We start from the raw sequence: 18,706 nt of genomic DNA, 5'->3' as shown, positions 1-18,706 counted from the left end.
GGCGGACCACATCCTCGCCTGGGACAAGGGCGGAACCACCGGCGTATCGAATTTGGGTCAACCCTGCCCTAAACATCACCGCATGAGACACACCAGCGCCTGGGAACCCACACCAGCCACAAAGAACGAACCACCCGGCTGGATATCGCCCACTGGCCGGCACTACAAGAGTGAACACCAGGACTGGGAACCACCACACTGGCCAAAAGGACTGAAACCGGAGCTGACATCAAACGGGCGCGCGCCCTACTCCGCCCCGTGTGATGCCCCCGGCTGCCAGCCGGACATTGTGCACCTCGGGATATCCCTCGGTGAGGGCCGATTGGAACGGTTCCTCCACGCCCGCGCCTGAGCGCCTGACTGGCTGCCCGACACACAGACAAGACGGACAGACAGACAGCACCACGCAGAATCCACCCGGCGGTCGACTCTGCGGCGGCATCGTCAGGTCTGCGGCGGCACTGCCAGGCGCGGAGGAGCCGTTGCTAGGCCTCTTCGACCAGCAGGCCCTTGGCCTTGAGTACCTCGGTGAGGTTGCACAGCTCGATGGTGGTGCCGCCGGCCTTGTACAGGCCGATAAGTTCGCGCTCGGCGTCGTCCCGTTCCTGGGAGAGCCGGATGACATCTTCCACTTCGTCCTTGCGCACCACAACCACGCCGTCGGCGTCGCCGCGCAGGATGTCACCGGGGTAGATGATCTCGTCGCCAAAAACCACAGGGTGGTTGATGGGGCCGATGGTTTCCTTGACCGTTCCCTTGATGCTGACGCTGCCGGAGAACACCGGCAGACCCAGTTCGATCAGGTCCTGGGTGTCCCGGACCCCTGAGTCGGTCACCATGGCGGCAAGACCCTTGGCCTTCATGGCGTTGCCCAGGACGTCGCCAAACGTCCCGGCCTCTTCGAACTCGCCCGCGGCAACCAGGACAACGTCGCCCGGCTCCGCATAATGGATGGCAACCTGCAGCATCAGGTTGTCGCGGGGTGCGCAGCGGACCGTTGTGGCGGGTCCACAGAAGGACATGCTGCGGTCAATCGGCTTGATCTTCGAACTGAGCGCACCCTTCCTGCCCTGGGCTTCGTGGATGGTCGCAGAGGAGAACTTGGACAGCCTGAGGACGGCGTCCGCCGTCGGCCTGTCAACGTTTGTCTTGACGTGGATCATGTTGTGTCCTTCGGTTTGGGGATTGATCAGCTGAGGGCCTGGACTGCTTTGTCGATGGCGGCGGCAGCCTCTTCGATGACGGCCAGGCTGGTTGCATACGAGATCCGGAAGTAGGGCCCGAGCCCATAGGCGGAGCCCGGAATGGCAGCGACGGATGCGTGGTCGAGGAGGTAGAGCACAAAGTCCTGATCATCTCGGATGACGCTGCCGTCCGGCGTCGTCTTCCCAAGTACCCCGCCGCAGTTCACGTACGCGTAGAAGGCCCCCTCCGGCGTCGAGCATGACAGCCCGGAGATCGCGTTCAAGCCTGCGACGGCGGCGTCCCGGCGGCTGCGGTACACCTCGCCGCTGGTGCGGATGAAGGACTGGTCTCCCGTGAGGGCGGCCGCGGCCGCCGCCTGGCTGACCGACGACGGGCACGAGGAAATCTGTGACTGCAGCTTGTTGATGGCCCCGATCAGGCCGGCCGGACCCGCGCCGTAGCCGAGCCTCCAGCCCGTCATCGCGTACGCCTTGGAGACGCCGTTGATTACCAGGACGCGGTCCTTCAGTTCGGGAGCCGCTTCCACGAGGCCTGTCAGCTTGCCTGCACCGAAGTAGATCTGGTCATAAATTTCGTCGGTCAGGACAAAGACGTGGGGAAAGCCGGCCAGGACGTCCGTGAGCGCGCGCAGTTCGGTGCGTGAGTAGACGGCCCCTGTGGGGTTGGAGGGTGTGTTCAGGATCAGCCACTTGGTCCGGTCGGTGATGGCAGCGCGCAGGGCGTCGGGGGTGAGCTTGAACCCCGAGTCCTCGCCGCAGGGGACGATCACGGGCCGGCCGTCGTTGGCCAGGACCATGTCCGGATAGGAGACCCAGTAGGGGGCGGGAATGATGACCTCGTCGCCGTCGTCCAGGGAGGCCATAAACGCGGTGAAGATGACCTGCTTGGCCCCGCCGCCGATGGTTATTTCGTTGGCGGAGTAGTGCAGGCCGGTGTTCAGCTCCAGGGTCTGCAGGATGGCCTTCTGCAGTGCGGGCGTCCCGGTCACGGAGGTGTATTTGGTTTCGCCGTCGGCGATTGCCTGCACGGCGGCGGCCTTGATGTGTTCCGGCGTATCGAAGTCCGGCTCCCCCACGGTGAGGTCAAGAATGCTGCGGCCCTCTGCTTTGAGCTCCCGGACGCGGGCGGCAGCGGCCACGCTTGGAGACGATTTGATGCGTGAAACACGCGATGCAGGCACGAATTCAGACATGGTCTCTTCCAATGGTTCATCAGTGAGGGGACTTGTGTCATTCGAGCCTATGGACTGCAGGCGGCTGTGGATAAGACGTATTCTGCGTGGACAGATAAGGAAGCCTTATGGCCCCGACCCCACACGATTCACTTATTGCCGCACCGGATTTAGGTATTTCCCGGGAGCCCCGGACACGCCTAGCGTTGTGCGTACTGTTCAAGGGAGAGGAACCGATGGCCCGCCATCAACCAGCAACGGCAAGGGACGGCGGGGCACTCCGGAGCCCCGTGCGATCCCCAGCCCGGGGAGGCTACCGCTATCGAGGCGAGCAACGCCGGCAAGCGGCGGATCAGCAACGGGCAGAGCTCAGCCGGCTGCTCACGGACAAGCAGGGCGCCATCCGCTTCCGGTCGAGCCGGATCCGGGCTCTCGGGGCAAGCCTCAACCAATTTGTGGCGCAGGCCATCCGGGACGGTACTCCCGTCGCGGACCTGGCCCGGATCACCCACCTGTCCGCCCTGGCGGTGCGGCGGACCGGCCGCGCCTTCGACGACCTGCAGCCGATAGGACTCGCGGCGGCCGAGCACCTCAGTGCGATCACACGATTGCTGCGGGAACTGACCGCCTTGGAGGACTCGAAGGCAGCAGTCGAAATGGAGCGCCTGCACCTGCTTGCCGAGGCCAGCAGGCAGCAGATTCTGGACGAATTCGAGCTGGCATCCCTGACGGGGCTCAGGCCTGAACAGATCAAGAAAATGACCCGCGGTGTCGCGGCGCAGCCCCGAAGGAATTTCGCGGACCACCTCGCAACCGGCTAACCGGCTGACCGGCTAGCTGGCGGTGATCACAAGGGCAACGCTGTGTCCGCCGAAGCCAAAAGCGTTCACCAGGCCGGCAGGGGCCGAGCCGGGCGCCAGCGTGTGGGCATTTTCAGTGACGATGTTCAGGTTCACTTCGGGGTCCAGCGCTTCGACGTTCGCGGTTCCGGGGAGCTGTCCGGTCTGCAGGGCCTGGACCACCACAACCGCCGCGAGCGCACCGGCGCCGCCCAGGAGGTGGCCGGTGTGGCCTTTGGTGGAGGTCACGGGCACGTCGGCACCGAAAATGGCGTTGATGGCCTGGGCTTCAAGCCGGTCCCCTACCGGGGTGGAGGTGGCGTGCGCATGGACGAAGCCGATCTCCGAAGCCTGCATTCCGGCCGACTCCAGGGCCTTCTGCATGACCCGCCGCTGCATGGCCGGGTCCGCGGCCACGATGTCGTTGGCGTCGGAGGTTACCGCCCCGCCGGCCACTGCGCCGAGGATGGCGGCGCCGCGCGCCAGGGCGTGGGCTTCACTCTCAAGCACCACAATGCCGGCGCCTTCCGCGAGGACAAAGCCGTCGCGGCCGCCGTCGAACGGGCGCGACGCGAGATGGGGTTCGCCGTTGCGCGTGGAGAGTGCCCGGATCTGGGAGAAACCGGTGATCACCAGGTCGTTGACGGAGGCGTCCACGCCGCCGGCAATCACGACGTCGGCCGCGCCGGAGCGGATCATTTCGGCGCCTTGGACAATTGCTTCCGCGCCGGACGCGCAGGCGCTGACCGGGGTCCGGGCTCCGCCGCGGGCGCCGAGGTCAATGGAGACCCAGGCCGCGGGGCCGTTGACCATAAGCCGGGTGAGGGTGTGCGGCGAGACCCGGCGCGGGCCGCCGCTGGCGAGCGCACGGTCCTGTTCTAGGGTGGAGCCCAGGCCGCCATAGGCGGAGCCGATCACCACGGCGAACCGTTCGGGGTCGACGTCGGGCGCCCCGGCCTGCTGCCAGGCTTCCCGGGCAGCTACCAGCGCCAGTTGCCCGCACCGGTCCATGCGCTTCAGCTCGCGCGTGGTGAGGTGCTCCGAGAGATCCGCGGTGACCTGTCCGGCGATGCGCACGGGCAGTTGTTCCGCCCAGTCCTCGTCCAGTGCGGCGATGCCGGACTGTCCCGCCAGCAGGCCGGTCCAGGTTTCCGCCACGGAGGAGCCGAGCGGGTTGATGGTGCCGGCGCCGGTGATCAGCGCGCGGGGTTGGTCTGCAGGCATTGGTCGCTACTTTGCGGGGTTGTGGGTGCCGATGGGCACGAGGGTCAGATCGGGGTGGTTCTTCTCGATCCGGCGCAGGGCCCAGACGTCGTTGAACAAGGCGAGGTATTCGCCGTCGGACCTCAACAGCACCTCGGCGCCGGGCACGTTGGCCAGCGCGGGCATGGCGTCCGCCGTCGAAATCCTGGCGATGGAGTACGGCAGGCGTTCGAGCCGCATGGGGGCGCTGAAGTCATGCGCCATGCGGTCCTCCACCACCTCGAACTGCATGGGGCCGACGGCGGCAAGCACCGGCGCCTGGTCGCCGCGGACGTCGGAGCGGAGCACCTGGATGACGCCCTCGTGCTCGAGCTGCTCGATGCCGCGGCGGAACTGCTTGAACTTGCTGGGGTCCTTGGACCGGGCCACCTGGAAGTGTTCCGGGGCGAACAGCGGGATGGCCGGGTACTCCACGGCGCCTTCGAGGAAGAGGCTGTCGCCCACGCGAAGTGTGGAGGCGTTGACCAGGCCCACGACGTCGCCGGGGTAGGCCTCGTCGATGACCTCGCGTTCGCGGCCGAACACCTGCTGGGCGTACTTGGTGGCGAAGGACTTTCCGGTGCGGGTCTGCGTGACCACCATGCCGCGCTCAAAGATGCCGGAACAGACACGGATGAAGGCGACGTGGTCGCGGTGGGCCTTGTTCATGCCGGCTTGGACCTTGAAGACAAAGCCGGAGAAGGATGATTCAACCGGGCGCGGGCTGCCCTCAACGTCGGGCCGGGGTGCGGCGTGCGGCGCGAAATCGACCAGGGCGTCGAGCAGTTCCTTCACGCCGAAGTTCAGGGCGGCGGAGCTGAACAGGATGGGGGTGGCGGTGCCCGCATGGAAGGCTTCGACGTCGAATTCGAGGTTGGACTCGATGACCAGGCCGGCCTCGTCCACGGCGTCGGTCCAGTTGCTGCCCTGCGTCTCGGCGGCCTCTTCGGGCGTGAAGTACTCGGTCAGCGCGATGTTGGCGCCGGAATTGTTGCGCTGGAAGCGGGCGAAGCGGTCCTGGCGGAGGTCCCAGACACCGCGGAAGTCACCGGAGATGCCCACGGCCCAGGTCAGCGGCATGGGCTGCAGGCCGGTGCGCTCGGTGAGCTCGTCCATCAGCGCCAGCGCGTCCAGGCCGGGCCGGTCCCACTTGTTGATCACGGTGATGATGGGCAGGTTGCGCTGCTTGCAGACCTCAAACAGCTTCATGGTCTGCGTTTCCAGGCCCTTGGCGGCGTCCACGAGCATCACTGCGCAGTCGACGGCGGCCAGGACGCGGTAGGTGTCCTCGGAGAAGTCCGCGTGGCCGGGGGTGTCCAGCAGGTTGATGACGGTGTCCCGGTAGGAGAACTGCAGGGCGGCGGAGCTGATGGAGATGCCGCGGTCCTTCTCCATCTGCATCCAGTCCGAGACCGTTTCCTTGCGGTTGGCCTTCCCGCTGGAGGCCCCGGCGGTGCCGATCACCTTCGCGTGCAGCGCCAGTGCCTCGGTGAGGGTGGACTTGCCGGCGTCGGGGTGCGAAATGACAGCAAAGGTCCGACGCCGGGCCGCCTGTTTGTGAATCTCGTTGACCCGGGCGGGGCTAAGGACATCTTGGGACACGGTGCTACTTTCGCTGCGGTGGGGTTACCCCAAGGCGCTCGGCAGGCCTCAAGGGGAAGCATGGCTCTGTGACAGCCAAGTTCCAAGTTTATCGCAGCGGCGGGCCCGCACCGAAGGTGGCAGCCTATCGCCCCGGAAACCAGCACTTCAGACTGCGGACAAGCGCAGAAAACGAGAAGCCATAACAATGGATAAGTGAATAAGCATTGGTAAACTCGATCCATGTCCACGTTTGAGGAGAGGTCGCCCTGGCCACCGCTTGGCTATGAGGAACGGCCCTGGCACAGCGTCCAGGACGAGTATGGCTCACGAACGCAGAAGCGTCTGGCCGCGGGTCCGTACTTGGCGGCGGTGCCCGCATTCATCGCCGACCAGTCGATCTCGCTCGATAGCGAGCTGCACGCGCTGACTGAAGAGGCCGCGAGCGAGCTGGCCCGCTTCGATGCGGAAGTAGGTCAAATCGCGGCACCATTCGCGTCCATTCTCCTGCGCACCGAGAGCGCCTCCAGCTCGGAAATCGAGAACCTCACGAGCGGCGCACGGCAGATCGCCTTGGCGGAGCTCGGTGAGCACGCCTCGAAGAATGCGCAGCTCATCGTCGGCAACGTCCGAGCCATGCAAGCAGCTCTTTCGCTGTCCGAGTCCATCGACGGCCACGCCATCCTGGAAATGCATCGCGCACTGCTCGAGCAAAGCAATCCCGAAATCGTCGGCCATTGGCGTGACCAGCAGGTCTGGATCGGTGGCGGGGGCCTCGGACCGCACACCGCACAGTTTGTCCCTCCCCATCAGGATCGGGTCCCCGCGCTCATGGACGACCTCTGCACCTTCGCCAATCGCGCCGACCTTCCCGTGCTCGTTCACACCGCGATCGCTCACGCCCAATTCGAGACAATCCACCCGTTCCCCGATGGCAACGGAAGGGTCGGTCGCGCTCTCATCCAGTCGATGCTGCGCGGCGGACAGCTCACTCGAAACGTTGCCGTTCCTGTCTCCGCAGGTTTGCTCCACAACACCAGCCATTACTTTGATTCCCTGAGTGCGTACCGGTCCGGAGACATCGCCCCGATTGTTCGTTCACTCGCCGAGGCATCCTTCGCGGCGGTGCACAACGGCCGTATCCTCATCAACGACCTGGAAATCGTGCAAGTCGAATGGCGAGGGCGCATCAGCGCAAGACGAGACTCGGCAGCCCACCGGCTCGTAGACGTTCTCCTTCGCCAACCCGTGATTGGCGCAGCCGCAGCCGCAGCTCAGCTTGGCATATCGGCTGTCAACGCTCAGGTCGCCATCGACCGCCTCGTTGACGCCAACATTCTGACCCAAATCACAGACGGAAGACGAAACCGAATTTGGCTTGCGAAGGACGTCGTTCAGATCCTTGACGATTTCGCCGCCCGAGCAAAGCGGCGCCGATAGTCTGACGGTGAACGGACACACTCAGAGCGGACCGAGCGCTGCCCGATTTGGCGTCCAGCTCCTGCCCGCAACGGAACCCTCTACGGGACATCGATGAAGATATGGCTAGCGAGTGGTCCTATTGAGTGGCCACGAGCTCTATTTCGAAGCCGTCTGAATTCTCGAGGTAGGCGGCGTAATGCCCGCTGCCTCCTGCATGTGGATACTTCTCCCGGAACAACTGCGTCCAGCCGTACTCAGCACCGTCGTTAGCCAGCGTGTCCACACGTAGCCGGCTAGCCACTATGAATGCCAGATGATTCAAACCAGGCGCTGTTCGTTGATGATGCAGGCCACTCAAGTCCGGCGATTCTTCTAGAACTATGTAAGTAGGGCCTTTCAGCCAACTGATTCCCTGGGGCCAAGTCTGGTAGGTCGCGTACCCCAAGGCAGACAAGATCCAGCCCCACTCAATCGTGGCCCTAGTAAGATCCGGCACCCACAGTTCGATATGGTGCAAGGCACCTTCTGACTCGTCATTCACTGCGCGAGTCTTTCACGCTGATTTGTCTGAGGCTCTCAGTTTATGGGGCGCACCATTCAATCGCGGGCGCCCATGTCGGAGTCCCGCTTGGGGAGCCTTCGCCGGGACAGGATGTAGCGGCGTTCCAGCCGGCCCGCCGAGTTGCGGACCTTGGTCTCGGACGTCGGAATCCAACCGGCACTTTCGTAGGAGGAGATTGCTCTCTTGTTGTCGGCGATAACCCAGAGCTCCATAGGAGTCTGCGCCTCAACCGAGTGGTGTCGGAGGTGGTCAAGGAGTTGCCGCGCATGACCCTTGCCCCAAGCTTCCGGGTCAACTGCGAGGTAGAGCACTTCCAAGACATCCACATGAGGGACGACGATCGAGAACGCCATCGCGCGATCGCCTATGCGCATCATCAGTAGTAACGCCCCGTCCAAGGCAAGCGCCGATTTAATACCTGGCAGCTTGTCGTCGAGCGGTGGAATGACGGGGAGCTGATCCCGCAGAGCGGTAGCACGAGCCCAGATTCCGGCCGCGTCCCGGGTGGGGCACTTCCCTGCTCCGCACGAACGTCTGGAAGTCGTGATGAGTTCATCCGTCGATCGTGCGGCCCAGGGCGAACTCGCGTCGTTCCGGATCCTCCAACGCCAGCCGTCACAGCGAGAGCGGCCGATAACGGCGCAGTTACGCCGGTTCTTCGGGGGACGCAGCGGCAACAAGGTCCGATACGCGCGTCTGCTCGTCGACGCATTGCCGGCCGGACATGCGCCTCCGCCGCTCGACCGCCTCGTTTCATCATTCTGATGTGACCACCCCGTCCGGCGGGCTGTTTCGGTGAAACGCCACAAAATGCTTATCAGACAGCCGCCGTCGTACGCGTTCCCGAGGCACTTCGCGGCACCCACTAAAGGGGCACTTTGGGGCTTGTCCGTGCGGTTGTTGCCGCTTCTTACCTCTATCATTGAGCTTGCGGGAAACTGAGTACTTTTGATCCTGCCGGCTGAGTGTAAAAAACCGGCGTACCTGCGGGCGGTAGTCTGCACCTTTGAAGGGAACACCTATGGCTCGGAGCCCCGAAGAATCGCTCAAGGCGACTCTGGGCAGAGTGGCTCCAGGCACGCCGTTGCGCGATGGGCTGGAACGCATCCTCCGGGGGCGGACCGGTGCGCTGATTGTGCTGGGCTCGGACCGGACCATCGATTCCATCTGCTCCGGCGGTTTCGACATCGGCATCGACTTCTCCCCCACAAGGCTCCGTGAACTGGCCAAGATGGACGGCGCCATCATCTGCGACAAGGACGCCGGCAACATTCTGCGCGCCGCGGTCCAGCTGGTCCCGGACTCAAGCATCGAAACCCAGGAATCCGGCACCCGGCACCGCACGGCGGAGCGTGTGGCCATCCAGACCGGCGTTCCCGTGATTTCCGTCAGCCAGTCCATGCAGATCATCGCCCTGTACGTGAACGGGCTCCGGCACGTGCTGGAGGGATCCGAAAAAGTCCTGGCCCGCGCCAACCAGGCCCTCGCCACGCTGGAACGGTACCGTTCGCGGCTGGACCAGGTGACCAGTTCCCTGTCCGCCCTGGAGATCGAGGCCATGGTGACCGTCCGCGACGTCGCGGTCACCCTGCAGCGCCAGGAAATGGTCCGCCGGATCTCCGAGGAAATCTCGCAGTACGTCCTGGAACTTGGCGAGGACGGGCGCCTGCTTTCCCTCCAGCTCGATGAGCTGACAGTGGGCCGCGGTCCCGGCAGCGACGTCATCATCCGCGACTACGCCGGACCGGACGCGTCCGCGGAGGACATCGAACGGGCCGTCAGCGCGCTGGTGAACCTCGGCCCCACGGAGCTGATCGACCTGGGCAAGATCTCCGGGATCGTGGGTTTTGCCGGCGGCGAGGCCAACCTCGACGCCGTGGTTCAGCCCCGCGGTTACCGGCTGCTGTCCGGCCTCAAGGCAGTCCCCAAGGCTGTTGCCGACCGCCTGGTGGACCACTTCGGCGGCCTGCAGTTCCTGATGGCGGCCACCATCGACGACCTCATGACCGTTGACGGCATCGGCGACCAGCGCGCCCGGACCGTCCGCGAAGGCCTGAGCCGCATGGCCGAAGCCAGCCTGCTGGACCGCTTCCTCTAGATTCCCCGCCGGCGTGGGCCCAAGGTAGGGCGGATCAGCTGAGCTGGAACACGGCCTTGGGGCTGGCCCTCGAGCCGAGCTTGGCCGTGAAGATGTAGTACGCCCCGCCGGCCCCTGGCCTGGCCTCGATGGGGCTGCAGCCTTCCAGCGTGCGGTTCCGGCTCCACGGGAAGTTCGCCGTATCGCTGGCGCCCGGGGCAATCGTCTTTACGAGGTCTTGGCTTTTGGCCTGGCAGTCCTTGGACGAGAAGATCCTGTCCGCGCCGCTGGTCACCAGGAACTCCATCTGGGACGTTCCGATGTTCACCTCGCACGGCATGGTTCCGCCGTTGGTCACCTTCAGGGTAAGCAGCGGGTTCTCCTCGGGGCCATAGGCGGCTTTGTCGGTCGAAGCGGAAACCGTCACCAGGTTTTGGTTGCAGGAAGGCGTGGGTGTGGGAGTGGGTTCGCTGCCCGCAGTTTCCGACGGCGATGCGCCGGGGGCGGGGGCCGTTTCAGTGGCGCCGTCGGTCGAGGATGCCTGCTCGGTGCCGCTGAAGGCGCCGGCCACCGCAAAGCCACCGAACGTGAGCGCCACCGCCATCAGCAGGGCGGTTCCCACAAAAAGCCGACGACGGCGGTAGACAGCTGCGCTCGGCTGCCGGGTAGCTCCGGACCCGCCCCGGGAACCGGATGCGGATGCCGTCTTGCGCGGTGATGAATTGCCTTGCCTGCCCATCCTTCTAGGCTAGAGAACCCACCGGATTCTGCCGTCCCACCACGCCGGTCCCCCGGCCAACGCTAGGTCACAGTTTGTCCGCGGCATCTTCGCGCGGGCGCCCGGGAATCCACTACAGTGTTGGGATCGACGCTACAACCCTTTCCCCATCCATGCCCGCGGACGGCGCCCCCGCTACGGCCCCGTTCGGCACCGATGACCTCCGCCCCGGCCAGCTCGCGGCGCTGCACGGCAGGATCACCGGCTGGTTCGCTGAGACGGCGAGGGACTTGCCCTGGCGCGAACGCCACTGCTCACCGTGGGGAGTCCTGGTCAGCGAGATCATGCTGCAGCAGACCCCAGTGGTGCGGGTGCTTCCTGTCTGGCGGGAATGGCTCAAGCGCTGGCCCACCCCCGCCGCCCTCGCCGGCGAGCCTGCAGGGGAAGCCGTCCGCTCCTGGGGCAGGCTCGGCTACCCCCGCCGGGCACTCCGCCTGCACGCAGCCGCCGCTGCCATCGTCCGCGACCACGGCGGCAAGGTCCCCGGCAACTACACGGAGCTGCTGGCCCTGCCCGGGGTGGGCAGCTACACGGCCGCGGCCGTTGCCGCCTTTGCCTTCGGACTCCGGGAGACTGTGGTGGACACGAACATCCGGCGTGTGCACGCGCGCCTGGTATCCGGCGTCGCGCTCCCCTCGCCATCGCTGAACGCTGCGGAGATGCGGCTCGCGGCGGAACTGCTGCCGGACGACGTCGGGACCTCCGTGCACTGGAATGCTGCGGTAATGGAACTGGGGGCGCTGGTCTGCACGGCGCGGGCGCCCAAGTGCGCGGACTGCCCGGTGCGGGACTCCTGTGCGTGGCTGGCAGCCGGCGAGCCGCCGCCGTCGTACGTTCCCAAAGGTCAGGCGTGGCACGGAACTGACCGGCAGGTCCGGGGTGCCGTGATGGCTGTGCTCCGGCGTGCGGACGCACCCGTGCCGGCGGAAATGTTCCAGCGGGAGCCTGCTGACCTGGGCTTCGCCGCGGACGGAATCGGCGTGCCCCTGTCCGCACTGCACCGCCTGAACTCCGCGCCGGAACAGCTCGAACGTGCCATTGCCGGCCTCCTTGGCGACGGGCTGGCCGAGCTGCACCAGGGCGGTTACCGGCTGCCAGCCTGAGGCCCCTTTAAGGTGGCCCGCGCCCGGATGGCATACTTTCTGGTGACTCAAACCGGGGGAAATTCATGAGAATCGTGTTGTACGTCATCTGGGCACTGTTTGTTGCGGGCGTTATTTTTGCGCTGGTCCGTTCGCTGCGGAAGACCACGCGGCAGGAAAAACTGATCGCCGGCTGGCCAAAGGTCCAGGCGACCGTCACCGGCAACGTCGCGGGCTGGACACATGGCGGAGGCGGCTCAACGCGGAGCCGGCGCTTCTACCCCACGTACCAGTTCGCCGACCCCAACGGGACCCTGTATGCCGGCGAATCCGAGGTCTCGTACGCCAACCGGCAGGCACCGGGATCGCCCCTGGCAGTGGCCTACAACCCGGCGAATCCCAACCAGTCGTTCCAGGTGGCGTCCGAATCGAAAATGGTGATCGGGTGCCTGATGCCGGTCTTCGCATTTTTCGCCCTGCTGCTTTTCTGGGTCGCCGGCGCTTTCCCGGTGGGCTGAACCGTGGAGTCCCTGAAACTGCTGTTCATCGTGCTGCCCGGGCTTTTCCTTGCCGCAGGCCTGATCCTGATGGGGCTGTCCCTGGCCGCGTCCTTCCGCCGGAAACGTTCCATGGCGGGGTGGCAGGAGGCTTCGGCCACCGTCACGGGAAACCTGCACGGCACGGACGGACCCGCGAGCAACGGCCGGAACCGGTTTGCGCCGTCGTACGAATTCGCGGACGCCGGGGGCAAACGCTGGCTGGGGCAGGCCGATATCTACAGCCAGGACCAGGCGATCATCGGCACCCACATACCCGTGGTCTACAACCCGGCAAATCCCGCCGAATCCACCCTGCCGGTCTTCGCTGTTGCCAAAGGCCGGCTGGCCACAGGTCTCATTATGGTGATCTTTGGGGCCACAGCCATAACAATGTTTGCATCACTTTCCTGGTAGCAATGCGGGCTTCCGGCTCCGGATTTACGCTGAAGTATGGGCAAGCCCGGGGTACTTCTGGCACTGATGACGACGGCGGTTCTCACCTCCGGCTGCCACTACTACTACCCCGTGCCGGAGCCGTGCCCTGCCATCGCCCAGGCCACTGCCGTCTCCGTTACCGTGGCGCGGGAGTACGTGGCGCACGTGGGATCGTTGCGCCTGAAGGCCTGCCAGGACGGCGTCTGCAAGGAAGCCCCCGTCGAGCTGTTTCACGGAACGGCATCCATCGACCAAGGCTGCACACCGGACGGCGTCTGCTCTGCCACGGCTTCCCCGGACGGGACCATGATCGGGATGCTGATGCTGGAGTCCCTCACGGAGGCACCGATGGCGCTGACTGCCACGGGTACTTCTCCGGGCGGATCGGCCCTCCCTGTGCGCACCCTGGATTTCCGGCCCCGCGGGGCCTATCCCTACGGTGAGCATTGCGGGAGGTTCGTCACGGCTTCGGTGATTCTCGACGCCGAGGGACTGCGACAAGCCGTTTGACGGCCCTCGCTGGCGACAAATAAGCCCCGCCAAACCCTGCCCTTGACTTCCACTCAGGACACTTCTACGGTCTGTATTACCAGCATCGGCAACGTTGGATTTAGCACAGGTTCCCCGCCGGGAAGGGGTAAGGATGCCACTTTCAGATAGGGAGCGGAAACAGCTCGAGGAGCTGGAATCTGGCCTGGCCGCAGAGGATCCGAGGCTCGCCGAGGAACTCTCGACCGGCTCCGTGGGCCTCAGGTTTGGGCGCCGTATCTACCTCGGTGCCATCGCATGCCTGTTCGGGCTGGTGTTGCTTATTGTCGGGGTCAGCACGCAGATCATCGCGGTCGGCGTCGGCGGCTTCCTGCTGATGGGAGCCGGCACGTACCTGCTCGTGGACAAGCGGTCCTTTAGTCTGGGCCGAAGCAGCCAGGTCAAATAGACAACTCAGGCCATGGCCTACGGCTCGCCGAAGCCTGCCTGCACCAAGCCGCCGACGTAGTTCAGGGCACGCTCGGCATCGGGGCCCCAAGCCTCGATATGGAGCAAGGATCCCTTGGCTGCCGCCAGGGTCATCAGGGATGTCATTGACGCGCCATCCACCCCGTTGACCGTGACTTCGGCGTTGAGGGACGCCAGACCGCCCGCGATCTTGGCGGCCGGACGGGCGTGCATGCCGGCCTCATTCACCAGTTCGAAGTCGCCGGTGAAGTCCGGCCCTGAACCGGTGACGGACCCTTCAGCCACGGTGCTTTCGGCGAGCACCCGCGAAGCAGCCGCCACCTCCGGTCCCAATCCGTACACGGCTTCGGCGGCACGTTTGACTGCCTTCACGTCGGCGCCGCCCTGTGCGGCCACGGCGGCAGCCACGAGGCCTTCCACCAGGGGCGCGTCCGCCAGGAGCACGCCGGCCGGCTCCTCCACGAGCTCCAGCGCCGATTCCGCCGTCATCACTGCAGATCCGAGGTCCGTCAGGACCACCACACCATCGCCGCCGGCCGCCTTGTCCAGGGCAGACATGACTTTCTCCAGGCTCGTTCCGATCCTGCCGTCGGCGGTGCCCCCGGCGGCGAGGATGACGACGTCGGGCGCCATCTGGGCGGCGAGCTCCACGGCGCCGTCGGCAATTTTCTCGCTATGGGACACCACCACCAGGCGCACCGTCACGCTGCGGCCCCAACGGCGGCCCGCAGAATGAGGGCGCTGGAGGCGGCGCCCGGATCGCGGTGCCCCGCGCTCCGCTCCCCCAGATAACTGGCGCGGCCCTTGCGGGCGACCAGGGGCTCGGTGGCCACGGCGCCAGCCTCAGCCGCCTCAGCGGCTGCGACCAGCACTCCAAGGACGGTGCCTGCGCCGTCCGCCGCAGCGGCCTGCGCTGCCTCCGCGGCGGGGGTCCAGGCATCCACCATGGTCTTGTCGCCGGACTCAGCCTTGCCCCTGGCCACGATCCCATCGCGGGCAGCCACAAGCGCGTCGGCGAGCCGCCCCGGATCAATCTCGGCGGCATCGCCCAAAGCAGTGGAAGCGCGCAGGAACGCGGTTCCGTACAAGGGACCTGCGGCGCCGCCCACCTTGGACATAAGGGTCATGGCAGTCAGCTTCAGGGCCGCGCCGGGCGTCTCAGGCTGCGCTTCAGCCAGTTTCTCCAGCACCGCCTGGAACCCGCGGTCCATGTTCTCGCCGTGGTCCGAGTCCCCGATCGCACGGTCAAGTTCGATGAGCCACACCCGGTTTTCCGCCATGGCCTGGGCGCAGAGAGTCAGCCATCTGACGGCCCATTTCACGTCCAGCACCACGGTTACACGCCCCAACGCAGGGCTGCGGTGTGCACCGGAGCGTCCCACAGGTGCGTCAGTTCATCGTCGAGCCGGAGCACCGAGATGGAGCAGCCCTGCATTTCCAGGGACGTGATGTAGTTCCCTACCAGCGAGCGTTCGACGGCGGCTCCACGTTCTGCGATCACCTGGGCAGCGCGGCGGTAAACAATGTACAGCTCGCTCAGCGGGGTCCCGCCCATGCCATTGACAAACAGCAGGACTTTCTCTCCCCCGGTGATGCCCAGGTCGCTGAGGACCGGGTCCAGCAGGCGGTCCGTGATGCCGTCAGCGTTCTCCATCGGGATTTTGTGCCGGCCGGGCTCGCCATGGATGCCGATGCCGATCTCGATCTCATCATCCGCCAGGTCGAAACTGGGCGTTCCCGCATGCGGTACTGTGCACGCGGACAGCGCAACCCCCATGGTGCGGACGTTGCTGTTGACGCGGTCACCGATCGCGGCCACGGCATCGAGGCTGTCACCACGTTCAGCCGCGGCGCCGGCGATTTTCTCGACCAGAACGGTGCCGCCCACTCCGCGGCGGCCTGCCGTATACAGGGAGTCCTCCACCGCGACGTCGTCATTGACCAGGACCGTGCGGATGTCCACGCCTTCGGCCTGCGCCAGCTCCGCTGCGGTCTCAAAGTTCAGGACGTCGCCGGTGTAGTTCTTCACGATATGGACGACGCCGGCACCCGAGTTAACGGCGAGCGTCGCCGGAAGAATCTGGTCCGGCGTCGGCGAGGTGAACACCGCCCCCGGCACGGCGGCGTCGAGCATTCCCAGCCCGACAAACCCGGCGTGGAGCGGCTCGTGGCCGCTTCCCCCGCCGGAAACTAGTCCGACCTTCCCTGCCACCGGCGCGTCTTTGCGCGTGACGTACTTCGGATCGGCAGTGACGGTGACCAGTCCAGCGTGGGCCAGACCGAATCCCTCGACGGATTCGTCAACCACGGAACGGGGATCATTGATGAGCTTTTTCATGGCAGAACTCCTGGGGTGTGGGTGCGTCCTGGAGGATGCACTTTGACCCTACTACCGGCGCCTGAAGTCCGGTAGCCTGCGACGATGCGGCGGAAGCGGTAAGGGACAGCCCCCCAATGGCTGTCCCTTACGGCAGGCCCCACACTGCAACCCTGTCAGTTTATCCATCAATTCGACATAAAGCTATTTATGTCACAGGGTGACTTCTTGCCGCTATCGTCGGCGGCAGGGTGATTGGGGGTGTCTAGAGGGTCTTGATCATGCGGGTGTTGCCCAGGGTGTTGGGCTTGACCCGCGCCAGGTCCAGGAACTCGGCAACGCCTTCGTCATGGGAACGCAGCAGCTCGGAGTAGACCACCGGGTCCACGGCCGTCTGGTCGGCCATGACCTCGAAGCCATGGCGTTTGAAAAAATCCACCTCGAACGTGAGGCAGAAGACTCGGGCCACGCCCAGTTCACGGGCCTCGGCCAGCAGGCTTTCCACCAGCACGTGACCTACACCCTTGCCGCGCCACGCGTCCGATGCGGCCAGCGTGCGGACTTCGGCGAGATCCTCCCACATAACGTGCAGGGCGCCGCAGCCGATGACTTCGCCGTCGTCGGCTTCTGCGATCCGGAACTCCTGGAGGCTTTCGTAATAGGCAACGGTCTCTTTCGCCATGAGAATCCGCTGCTCAGCCAACGGCGCCACAAGGCGCTTGATGGCGGCCACGTCACTGGTACGTGCAGAACGGATATGGAAGGAGTCAGTCACAGGGTCCATCCTACGATGGCAGCCCGGCGTCCTCGGCGCTCCCGGAGGACGCAGTCAGCCTTGTTTGGCGGCCCAGTCGGCGACGCGCTGGGTGCTTTCCTCTTCGGAGAGGTCCTCCACGCGAGTCATGACGGACCAGCGCACACCGTAGGGGTCCCGGATGCTGGCGAATCTGTCTCCCGAGACAAATGTGGACAGCGGATCCCGAACGGTAGCCCCCATCCGCTCGGCCCGCGCAATAAGAGCGTCCGCGTCGGCGCAGTAGAAGCCGATCGAGTAGCAATCATCGTCGCCGTTCGGCGCCGGAACGAGGTGGTAGTCCGGGTTGGGCTCTCCGATCTGGAGTCGCCCCTGACCGAAGTCAAGTTCGGCGTGGACGACGATTCCGCCGATCTCGGTGACATTTACTGTGCGCGCGCCGAAGACGTCCTGGTAGAAGGTGATCGCCTCCTTGGCAGAAGGGATCGCAAGGAACGGCGTGAGGCTCGTGAAGCCGTGCGGGATGCCGGATTTCGTGTGCTTGCCATCGGCGGCGTTGGTCAGTTCGGGGCTTGTAGTATCAGTCATAGATCTCACGGTACGCACAGGCCGGCTCAGCGGCTTGGAGAATTGCGACAGCCTGGATAAGGAGTGTCCCCCCATGGTGGGTTCGTACAAGGGAATCCTCTACCCGGCCCGGCTCCCCACATTTCACCGTGTGCCGGCGTCTGAGTCCGTCACGAACCTGGTGCAGTGGTTTTGGATCCCCGAGTGGGACATTGAGCCAGGGCACACGTCCCGCCAGCACGTGATCGCGTTCCCGACGTCCAATCTTGTGGTCCAAAAGGATCTCGTTGAGTTCGCAGGCCCAACAACCCGTCGATCGCATCGCGATCTCACGGGCCGGGGCTGGGCGGTTGGGGCCCTCCTGCGTCCCGCGCTGGTTCCACGTTTCACGGATGACCCGGGGAGCCTGCGGGATTCCCAGCTGCCACTACCGCTCGCGGATCTGCATGCCTCGGTGTCGGAGGCGATGAGGGGAACCGATCCAGGGGAACGTCGACAACGCGCGGTGGAGGCTTTCACCGGCTGGCTAGTAGCGCAGAGTCCAGAGGTGTCCGAGGAAGGCATCCTTGCCAACGCGATGATGGACATGATCGGAACATGCGCCGACGTGACCCGCATTGAAGACGTTGCCGCGCGTCTATTTGTTTCGCCGAGAACCCTGCAACGGGCAGCGCGGAAGTACATCGGCCTGAGCCCGTCCGCGCTTATCCGAAGGCGCCGCCTGCAAGAGGCCGCTGACCGGTCACGGACCGACCCGGCGACAGACCTCGCGGCGATAGCTGCCGAACTCGGCTACACCGACCATGCCCATCTGACGAACGACTTTCAAAAGTTCCTAGGATTCACGCCAAGCACGTATCGACGATCAGTCCTCCAGGACCAGGCCGAGAATCATGACGGCGGTGGATAGCTGAGGGCCCGGTGTCTTGCGCAGACCGCGTCGGGGTCATGGCATGGACGAGGACCCGGACAACGCAAAGGCCCCGCCTGCTCCTCTGGGGCGCGGGCGGGGCCTTGGCTGTCTTGCCTTAGACGCTGGGGGCGATCTCCGGGATGCGCGGCTTGGCGTTGCCGGCGAACGTGAACTTGGCGTCGTCGCCTTCGCCGTCCACGTCCACTACAACGATGTCGCCGGCGTGGAGCTCGCCGAACAGGATCTTCTCGGAGAGCTGGTCCT

Annotated in this window: 21 protein-coding genes and 1 pseudogene; 10 read left to right on the top strand and 12 right to left on the bottom strand. The window is 65.3% G+C overall.

Annotation, left to right across the window (positions count from 1 at the left end):
- A pseudogene (locus ACX80M_RS19960) lies at positions 1-352 on the top strand (HNH endonuclease signature motif containing protein); the annotation flags it as partial.
- A gap of 133 nt (positions 353-485) precedes the next feature.
- Here ACX80M_RS19960 and ACX80M_RS19955 read toward each other — a convergent pair.
- A complete protein-coding gene (locus ACX80M_RS19955; RefSeq protein WP_252601669.1) occupies positions 486-1,163 on the bottom strand; it encodes a 4-carboxy-4-hydroxy-2-oxoadipate aldolase/oxaloacetate decarboxylase in 678 nt (225 codons plus the stop codon).
- 26 nt (positions 1,164-1,189) lie between these two features.
- Positions 1,190-2,398, bottom strand: a complete 1,209-nt coding sequence (locus ACX80M_RS19950) for an aspartate transaminase (protein WP_252610963.1) — start codon at positions 2,396-2,398, stop codon at positions 1,190-1,192.
- Positions 2,399-2,667: 269 nt separating this feature from the next.
- Between ACX80M_RS19950 and ACX80M_RS19945 the strand changes: the two genes are divergently transcribed.
- On the top strand, positions 2,668-3,198 hold the full coding sequence (locus ACX80M_RS19945) for a hypothetical protein (protein ID WP_252610961.1): 531 nt from the start codon (positions 2,668-2,670) through the stop codon (positions 3,196-3,198).
- Positions 3,199-3,210: 12 nt separating this feature from the next.
- On the opposite strand, the gene ACX80M_RS19940 is transcribed toward ACX80M_RS19945, so the two are convergent.
- Together ACX80M_RS19940 and ACX80M_RS19935 are read right to left on the bottom strand one after the other, a co-directional pair.
- Positions 3,211-4,440, bottom strand: a complete 1,230-nt coding sequence (locus ACX80M_RS19940; RefSeq protein WP_252601674.1) for a beta-ketoacyl-[acyl-carrier-protein] synthase family protein — start codon at positions 4,438-4,440, stop codon at positions 3,211-3,213.
- Between the two features lie 6 nt (positions 4,441-4,446).
- Positions 4,447-6,060, bottom strand: coding sequence for a peptide chain release factor 3 (locus ACX80M_RS19935; RefSeq protein WP_252601675.1), 1,614 nt, complete (start codon positions 6,058-6,060; stop codon positions 4,447-4,449).
- Positions 6,061-6,282: 222 nt separating this feature from the next.
- On the opposite strand from ACX80M_RS19935, the gene ACX80M_RS19930 reads away from it, so the two are divergent.
- Complete coding sequence (locus tag ACX80M_RS19930; RefSeq protein ID WP_459310262.1) at positions 6,283-7,479, top strand: Fic family protein; 1,197 nt, start codon at positions 6,283-6,285, stop codon at positions 7,477-7,479.
- 118 nt (positions 7,480-7,597) lie between these two features.
- Here the strand turns inward: ACX80M_RS19930 and ACX80M_RS19925 are convergent, their stop codons facing one another.
- Both ACX80M_RS19925 and ACX80M_RS19920 read right to left on the bottom strand, forming a co-directional pair.
- A complete protein-coding gene (locus ACX80M_RS19925) occupies positions 7,598-8,002 on the bottom strand; it encodes a VOC family protein (RefSeq protein ID WP_252610954.1) in 405 nt (134 codons plus the stop codon).
- Between the two features lie 56 nt (positions 8,003-8,058).
- The gene (locus tag ACX80M_RS19920) at positions 8,059-8,397 is read right to left on the bottom strand and encodes a GNAT family N-acetyltransferase (RefSeq protein ID WP_374209929.1); all 339 of its coding nucleotides are present in this window, start codon (positions 8,395-8,397) and stop codon (positions 8,059-8,061) included.
- Between the two features lie 647 nt (positions 8,398-9,044).
- On the opposite strand from ACX80M_RS19920, the gene disA reads away from it, so the two are divergent.
- On the top strand, positions 9,045-10,121 hold the full coding sequence (gene disA / locus ACX80M_RS19915; protein ID WP_104060140.1) for a DNA integrity scanning diadenylate cyclase DisA: 1,077 nt from the start codon (positions 9,045-9,047) through the stop codon (positions 10,119-10,121).
- Between the two features lie 34 nt (positions 10,122-10,155).
- Here the strand turns inward: disA and ACX80M_RS19910 are convergent, their stop codons facing one another.
- Positions 10,156-10,839, bottom strand: a complete 684-nt coding sequence (locus ACX80M_RS19910; RefSeq protein ID WP_252601685.1) for a hypothetical protein — start codon at positions 10,837-10,839, stop codon at positions 10,156-10,158.
- A 152-nt stretch (positions 10,840-10,991) separates the two neighbouring features.
- Here ACX80M_RS19910 and ACX80M_RS19905 point away from each other — a divergent pair, with 152 nt between their 5' ends.
- The 5 genes from ACX80M_RS19905 (at position 10,992) to ACX80M_RS19885 (ending at position 13,871) form a co-directional block, all read left to right on the top strand.
- Positions 10,992-11,981, top strand: a complete 990-nt coding sequence (locus tag ACX80M_RS19905) for an HhH-GPD family protein (RefSeq protein WP_459310261.1) — start codon at positions 10,992-10,994, stop codon at positions 11,979-11,981.
- A 65-nt stretch (positions 11,982-12,046) separates the two neighbouring features.
- Positions 12,047-12,478, top strand: coding sequence for a DUF3592 domain-containing protein (locus ACX80M_RS19900; RefSeq protein ID WP_459310260.1), 432 nt, complete (start codon positions 12,047-12,049; stop codon positions 12,476-12,478).
- A gap of 3 nt (positions 12,479-12,481) precedes the next feature.
- Positions 12,482-12,913, top strand: coding sequence for a DUF3592 domain-containing protein (locus ACX80M_RS19895; protein ID WP_252614484.1), 432 nt, complete (start codon positions 12,482-12,484; stop codon positions 12,911-12,913).
- A 36-nt stretch (positions 12,914-12,949) separates the two neighbouring features.
- Positions 12,950-13,444, top strand: a complete 495-nt coding sequence (locus ACX80M_RS19890) for a hypothetical protein (RefSeq protein WP_459310259.1) — start codon at positions 12,950-12,952, stop codon at positions 13,442-13,444.
- Positions 13,445-13,577: 133 nt separating this feature from the next.
- On the top strand, positions 13,578-13,871 hold the full coding sequence (locus ACX80M_RS19885) for a DUF3040 domain-containing protein (RefSeq protein WP_056347786.1): 294 nt from the start codon (positions 13,578-13,580) through the stop codon (positions 13,869-13,871).
- A 17-nt stretch (positions 13,872-13,888) separates the two neighbouring features.
- Here ACX80M_RS19885 and dhaM read toward each other — a convergent pair whose 3' ends face one another.
- The 5 genes from dhaM to ACX80M_RS19860 all read right to left on the bottom strand — a co-directional run bounded on the left by dhaM (position 13,889) and on the right by ACX80M_RS19860 (position 17,550).
- On the bottom strand, positions 13,889-14,596 hold the full coding sequence (gene dhaM / locus ACX80M_RS19880) for a dihydroxyacetone kinase phosphoryl donor subunit DhaM (RefSeq protein ID WP_252610942.1): 708 nt from the start codon (positions 14,594-14,596) through the stop codon (positions 13,889-13,891).
- Positions 14,593-15,225 carry a dihydroxyacetone kinase subunit DhaL gene (dhaL, locus tag ACX80M_RS19875; RefSeq protein WP_058930378.1) on the bottom strand — a complete coding sequence of 211 codons (633 nt, stop codon included), beginning with the start codon at positions 15,223-15,225 and terminating at the stop codon, positions 14,593-14,595. The genes dhaM and dhaL overlap by 4 nt, the downstream gene beginning before the upstream one ends.
- A gap of 2 nt (positions 15,226-15,227) precedes the next feature.
- On the bottom strand, positions 15,228-16,229 hold the full coding sequence (dhaK, locus tag ACX80M_RS19870) for a dihydroxyacetone kinase subunit DhaK (RefSeq protein WP_252601706.1): 1,002 nt from the start codon (positions 16,227-16,229) through the stop codon (positions 15,228-15,230).
- A gap of 244 nt (positions 16,230-16,473) precedes the next feature.
- Positions 16,474-16,992: an amino-acid N-acetyltransferase gene (locus ACX80M_RS19865; protein WP_256471136.1), complete on the bottom strand. Its 519-nt coding sequence runs from the start codon at positions 16,990-16,992 to the stop codon at positions 16,474-16,476.
- A 45-nt stretch (positions 16,993-17,037) separates the two neighbouring features.
- Positions 17,038-17,550, bottom strand: coding sequence for a VOC family protein (locus ACX80M_RS19860; RefSeq protein WP_252601712.1), 513 nt, complete (start codon positions 17,548-17,550; stop codon positions 17,038-17,040).
- A 73-nt stretch (positions 17,551-17,623) separates the two neighbouring features.
- Between ACX80M_RS19860 and ACX80M_RS19855 the strand changes: the two genes are divergently transcribed.
- Positions 17,624-18,439, top strand: a complete 816-nt coding sequence (locus tag ACX80M_RS19855; RefSeq protein WP_252601714.1) for a helix-turn-helix transcriptional regulator — start codon at positions 17,624-17,626, stop codon at positions 18,437-18,439.
- Positions 18,440-18,706 lie beyond the last annotated feature (267 nt).

This window comes from Pseudarthrobacter sp. MDT1-22 (assembly GCF_054511035.1).
This window is presented reverse-complemented; position numbering and strand designations above follow the sequence as displayed.

Excerpts from the sequence above, each read along its gene's own strand:
- ACX80M_RS19955 (WP_252601669.1), bottom strand. The coding sequence starts at position 1,163 with ATGATCCACGTCAAGACAAACGTTGACAGGCCGACGGCGGACGCCGTC.
- ACX80M_RS19950 (WP_252610963.1), bottom strand. The coding sequence starts at position 2,398 with ATGTCTGAATTCGTGCCTGCATCGCGTGTTTCACGCATCAAATCGTCT.
- ACX80M_RS19940 (WP_252601674.1), bottom strand. The coding sequence starts at position 4,440 with ATGCCTGCAGACCAACCCCGCGCGCTGATCACCGGCGCCGGCACCATC.
- ACX80M_RS19930 (WP_459310262.1), top strand. The coding sequence starts at position 6,283 with ATGTCCACGTTTGAGGAGAGGTCGCCCTGGCCACCGCTTGGCTATGAG.
- ACX80M_RS19920 (WP_374209929.1), bottom strand. The coding sequence starts at position 8,397 with ATGCGCATAGGCGATCGCGCGATGGCGTTCTCGATCGTCGTCCCTCAT.
- disA (WP_104060140.1), top strand. The coding sequence starts at position 9,045 with ATGGCTCGGAGCCCCGAAGAATCGCTCAAGGCGACTCTGGGCAGAGTG.
- ACX80M_RS19910 (WP_252601685.1), bottom strand. The coding sequence starts at position 10,839 with ATGGGCAGGCAAGGCAATTCATCACCGCGCAAGACGGCATCCGCATCC.
- ACX80M_RS19905 (WP_459310261.1), top strand. The coding sequence starts at position 10,992 with ATGCCCGCGGACGGCGCCCCCGCTACGGCCCCGTTCGGCACCGATGAC.
- ACX80M_RS19900 (WP_459310260.1), top strand. The coding sequence starts at position 12,047 with ATGAGAATCGTGTTGTACGTCATCTGGGCACTGTTTGTTGCGGGCGTT.
- ACX80M_RS19890 (WP_459310259.1), top strand. The coding sequence starts at position 12,950 with ATGGGCAAGCCCGGGGTACTTCTGGCACTGATGACGACGGCGGTTCTC.
- ACX80M_RS19885 (WP_056347786.1), top strand. The coding sequence starts at position 13,578 with ATGCCACTTTCAGATAGGGAGCGGAAACAGCTCGAGGAGCTGGAATCT.
- dhaK (WP_252601706.1), bottom strand. The coding sequence starts at position 16,229 with ATGAAAAAGCTCATCAATGATCCCCGTTCCGTGGTTGACGAATCCGTC.
- ACX80M_RS19865 (WP_256471136.1), bottom strand. The coding sequence starts at position 16,992 with ATGGACCCTGTGACTGACTCCTTCCATATCCGTTCTGCACGTACCAGT.
- ACX80M_RS19860 (WP_252601712.1), bottom strand. The coding sequence starts at position 17,550 with ATGACTGATACTACAAGCCCCGAACTGACCAACGCCGCCGATGGCAAG.
- ACX80M_RS19855 (WP_252601714.1), top strand. The coding sequence starts at position 17,624 with ATGGTGGGTTCGTACAAGGGAATCCTCTACCCGGCCCGGCTCCCCACA.